The organism is Brevundimonas sp. (assembly GCF_036677305.1).
Lineage (GTDB): Bacteria > Pseudomonadota > Alphaproteobacteria > Caulobacterales > Caulobacteraceae > Brevundimonas.
Window position 1 is genome coordinate 1 of the sequence record NZ_JAKFEB010000071.1, and the last position, 5,011, is coordinate 5,011.

The 5,011-nt window shown below is 67.6% G+C and carries 3 protein-coding genes; 2 read left to right on the forward strand and 1 reads right to left on the reverse strand.

Annotation, left to right across the window (positions count from 1 at the left end; translation table 11 throughout):
- Positions 1–675, reverse strand: a 675-nt coding sequence (locus tag V6M42_RS04235; RefSeq protein WP_332677366.1) for a protein adenylyltransferase SelO family protein, incomplete at its 3' end; no start/stop codon positions are given.
- 199 nt (positions 676–874) lie between these two features.
- Here V6M42_RS04235 and nhaA point away from each other — a divergent pair.
- Positions 875–2,089: a Na+/H+ antiporter NhaA gene (gene nhaA / locus V6M42_RS04240; RefSeq protein ID WP_332677368.1), complete on the forward strand. Its 1,215-nt coding sequence runs from the start codon at positions 875–877 to the stop codon at positions 2,087–2,089.
- Positions 2,090–2,317: 228 nt separating this feature from the next.
- On the forward strand, positions 2,318–4,945 hold the full coding sequence (locus V6M42_RS04245) for a TonB-dependent receptor (protein WP_332677371.1): 2,628 nt from the start codon (positions 2,318–2,320) through the stop codon (positions 4,943–4,945).
- The last annotated feature ends 66 nt before the right edge of the window (positions 4,946–5,011 follow it).

The following is a 5,011-nucleotide window of genomic DNA, read 5'->3' on the forward strand; positions in this document are numbered from 1 at the left end:
GGCGCGAGCGTGCTCGACCAGCGCCTCGATCATGTCCTTGCGGCCCAGATAGGCCGCCCGCTGGAAGGTGCCGAAGCGGATGTGGCTGTGGGACAGCCGGACCAGCACCGCCGACCGCGTCGGAGAAGGTTCGTCGCCGCGCTGCAGGGCCTCGCCGGTCTCGATCAGGCTGAACGCCCGGCTGGTGGGTACGCCCAGCGCCTCCAGCATTTCCGCCGCCAGCACCTCGCGCATTCCGCCCTTCAAGGTCAGCCGCCCGTCGCCGCCGCGCGACCAAGGCGTCTGGCCTGATCCCTTGGTGCCGAGGTCGAGCAGCCGGCCGACATTCCTGTCCCTGTCGCTCGCGCCGCGGGCGCTCGCTGCTTGAGGGCGCTCCCTCAACTGCGCCGCCAGGAAGCCCCGTCCGTCGCCGAGGTCGGAGTTGTAGGTCCGGAACTGATGCCCGTGATAGCGCATGGCGATCGGGCCGGGCTGGCCGGGCAGGGGCTCGAACCGGCCGAAATGCGCGATCCATTCGGCGTCGCTGAGGCGGTCCAGACCCACGCTCGCCGCCGCGCGGTCGTTGCGGACGCGCAGGATCGTCTCCGGAAAGTCCGCCGCTGCGACGGCGTCGCCATATTCCTCTCCCAGATCGAAGAAGCGTGGATCCGGGCGACAGTCGGGCGAAACGGGCATCAGGCGCAGATGCGTCCTCCGGCGCCCCGGCGCAACCGCCGGCTTGCGGTTGAACCCCGCGCGCCCCCGGCTATTGTGTCTTCAGAGATCAGGCCGGGCGCTCCCGGTCAGGCTGGCGCGCCGTCGTGCGGCGCGAATCCGGTCCGGCGTCCGTCGATAACCTGACGCCACGACAGACCTTTCTGATCCGGAGGCGGCCGTGGCGCGCAGGACGACGCTCGAATTTCTCAGGACTGAGGCCGGTTCCGGCGCGGTTCTGGGCGTGGCGGCCCTGGCCGCCCTCATCGTCGCCAACTCGCCGCTGTCCGCCGCCTATTTCGGCTGGCTGAAGAGCGAGCACGTCGTGCAGGTCGGCCCTCTGTTCCTCGAGATGTCCGTTTCCGAATGGATCAAGGAAGGTCTGATGGCGGTCTTCTTCCTCGTGGTGGGGCTGGAGATCAAATACGAGATCCTGCGCGGGGAACTCAGCGATCCGCGTAAACTGGCGACGCCCGTCATGGCCGCTGCGGGGGGGATGATCGCGCCTGCGCTCGTCTATCTGGCCGTGTCCGGCATCCTGGGCGGGCCGCACGGCGGCTGGCCGATCCCGCTGGCCACGGACATCGCCTTCGCCCTCGCCGTCTTCGCCGTCGTCGCGCGCAATCTTCCCTCCTCCCTGCGCGTGTTTCTGCTGACGCTGGCCATCGTCGACGATCTGGGGGCCATCGCTCTCATCGCCGCCCTGTTCTCGAGCGGGGTCGGCCTTCCGCCGCTCGCGGGCGTGGTCGCCGTTCTGGCGATCGGCTTCCTCGTCGCGCGCCGCTGGAAGATTCCGCCGCCTGTCTGGGTCCTGGGCTTCGGTCTCGTCTGGCATCTGACCGTGCAGGCGGGGCTCTCGACCTCCCTCACCGCCGTCGCCTTCGCCGCTATCGTGCCCGTGGCGGTCCGTCGTCCGGGCGGAGAAGGCCCCCTGCGAGAGGCCATGCACGACCTGCATCCCTATGTGGCGTATCTGATCCTGCCCCTGTTCGCCTTCGCCAAGGCGGGCGTCAGTTTCGCAGGCCTGTCGCTGGACCAGGCCCTGGCGCCTCTGGTCCTCGCCATCGCCTTCGGCCTGTTCTTCGGCAAGCAGATCGGCGTGCTGGGCGCGGCCGGGCTGGCTTCGGCGCTGAAGATCGGCCGCAAGCCGACCGGGGCGACCTGGCTCGAACTCTACGGCGTCAGCCTGCTTTGCGGGGTGGGCTTCACCATGAGCCTGTTCATCGGCGCCCTGGCGTTTCCGGGCGCGATCGACTCGCCCGAACAGGTCGAGGTCAAGTTGGGCGTCCTGTTGGGGTCGCTGCTGTCCGCGACAGCGGGGGGCGTCGTACTGGCGATCGCTTCACGGCGGCGCAAGATTTTGGCCGAACAGACGCCGGATACTATCCCGGACTAGGTGAATATTGACCTAGCGTCATCGATTTCTGTCGCTTTTGCGTCACAGTCATGCTTGCGCCATGGCGGAAACAGGGCCGTGGAGGGTCGCGCTGCTTGTCGCTGAGTCCGGCTTGGACTACCCCGGATGATGGACTTTCCGCGCTCCACAGAAGAGCGCGGTCCAGGGATCAGGAAACGCCGCGGTCGCCGTCCAGGACGGAGTCCCGGCCCATGTCGGGGAGCGACCATGCGCCTTACCAACCTTCTTCGCACAACTGTGTCGGCCGCCGTCGTCGGCGCCTGCGCATTCGGCATCGCCGGGGCCGCCTCGGCCCAGCAGGCGCCGCAGGAACAGCCCACGACGATCGACGACATCATCGTCACCGCCCAGAAGCGCGAACAGAACCTGCAGGACGTGCCGATCGTGGTCACCAGCCTGTCGCAGGAAGTGCTGCAGGACGCCGGCGTCCGCGACATCAAGGACCTGCAGATCCTGACCCCCGGCATGACGGTCACCTCGACCTCGTCGGAAGCCTCGACCACCGCCCGCATCCGCGGCGTCGGGACGGTCGGCGACAACCCCGGTCTGGAAAGCTCGGTCGGCGTGGTCATCGACGGCGTCTATCGCTCGCGTAACTCGGTCGGCTTCGGCGACCTGGGCGAACTGGCCCGCATCGAGGTCCTGAAGGGCCCGCAAGGCACGCTGTTCGGCAAGAACACCTCGGCCGGCGTCATCAACATCATCACCGAGGCCCCGTCGTTCACGCCCGGCTTCAACGCCGAACTGACCGCCGGCAACTACGGTCAGATGGGCGCGTCGGGCTCGGTCACCGGCCCGATCACGGACCAGCTGGCCTTCCGCCTCTACGCCGGCCGCCGCGTCCGCGACGGCTTCATGAACATCGACACCGGCGACGGTCCCCGTCCGGAGACCACCGACGGCAACCAGGACTTCGGCACCGTCCGCGGCCAGCTGCTGTGGCTGCCCAATGACAACACCTCGATCCGCGTGATCGCCGACTATCTGACGCGGGACGAATTCTGCTGCGTCGGCACCCAGATCCGCACCGGGCCGACCTATCCGTTCGTCGACGCCCTCTCGAACGGGACCGGCCAGCGTCCTCCGGCAGCCGGATTCGGACTGCTGCCGTTCTCGCGCACCGGTTTCGCCAACCGCTCGGGCGGCCAGGAAGTCGAGGACAAGGGCATTTCGATCGAGGCCAACATCGATCTGCCGTCGATGTTCGGCGGCGCCACCCTGACGTCGGTGACCTCGGCGCGCAGCTGGTCGTCCAGCCTCGGTCAGGACGTCGACTACACCGGCGCCGACATCGCCTACCGCGTCCAGGACGGCGACTACGGCTATTCGGTCGATAACCTGACGCAGGAATTCCGGCTGGCCGGCTCGAATGACCGGCTCGACTGGCTGGTCGGCCTGTTCGCCACGTCGGAAGACATCGAGCGTACGGACAGCTGGTATTTCGGCGCCGACTACACGCCCTTCCTGTCCCTGCTGCTCAGCGCCCGTTTGAACGCGGTCAACCCGGCCCTGCCGATCAGCCCCGCCACCATCGGCTGCTACACCCGTCCCGGCCAGACCGCTGCCTTCTTCGGAGGCTGCCTCGCCACCGGCGGCATGTCCCCGCCGCCGAGCCCGCTGGCCGCCACCGGCCCCGGCTTCATCGTCGGACAGGGTTTCGAGGACGTCTACGACCAGGAATCGACGTCGTTCGCGATCTTCACCAACAACAGCTGGCACGTCACCGACGCCTTCGACATCACCCTGGGCCTCCGCTACACCCTGGACGACAAGAGCCTCGAGGGACTGCAAACCAACACCAACGGCAACGGCGCGACCTGCGGCGCGGCCCTGGCCAACGCCGGCGCCATCGGGGCGGTCCTGGGCGCTGCGAACACGCCGACCATCCTCGGCAACTTCTGCCTTCCTTGGTCCAATGCGGCCTATAACAACCGCACCGTCAGCGAGAGCTTCGACGACGGCGAGCTGAGCGGCACCATCAAGGCGTCCTACCGCCTGAACCCGTCGATCCTGACCTATGTGTCGTACGCCCGCGGCTACAAGAGCTTCGGCTACAACCTGGATCGCGTGCAGACGGGCATCACCCCGAACGCCTCGCTGCTGTTCCCCTCGGAAGTGGTCGACAGCTACGAAGCCGGCATCAAGATGACGCTGGTGAACCGCACCCTGCTGCTGAACGCCACCTACTTCGACCAGACGTTCGAGGACTTCCAGCTCAACACCTTCCTGGGCACCGCCTTCGTGGTGGAATCGATCCCGGAACTGACCTCGCGCGGCATCGACGCCGACATGGTCTGGTTCACCCCGATCGAGGGCCTGAGCTTCCAGGGCGGCGTCACCTACACGGACGCCCAGTACGGAAACTTCACCGCCGCGGACCTGTCGAGCCCGGGCAACTTCCCGCAGCTCTCGCTGCTGCCGGGCGCCCGCGCCTCGTTCGCTCCCGAATGGTCGGCCACCGGCTCGATCAACTACGATCGCAGCATGGGCAACGGCCTGCGCGCCGGCTTCAGCCTCGCCGCCAAATACATGGACGACTACAACACCGGGTCGGACCTGCTTCCCTACAAGATGCAGGAAGCCTTCACGACGGTGAACGGCCGCATCATGCTCGGCACCGAGGATGAGCGCTGGACGGCCGAGTTCTGGGTCCAGAACCTGACCGACGAGGAGTACATCCAGGTCGCCTACAACGCCCCGCTGCAAGGCTCGGCGTTCCAGACGACGGTCCAGCCGAACGGCACCTACTACAACCCGGCCCTGGACACCCAGACCTACGACGCCTTCCTGGGCCAGCCGCGCACCTACGGCGCGACCCTGCGCTTCAAATACTAGTCAACGCGCCGCAAGGCGGGACGAGCAGCCGGCCGGGGGAAACCCCGGCCGGTTTTGTTTTGGGGT

Excerpts from the sequence above, each read along its gene's own strand:
- V6M42_RS04245 (WP_332677371.1), top strand. The coding sequence starts at position 2,318 with ATGCGCCTTACCAACCTTCTTCGCACAACTGTGTCGGCCGCCGTCGTC.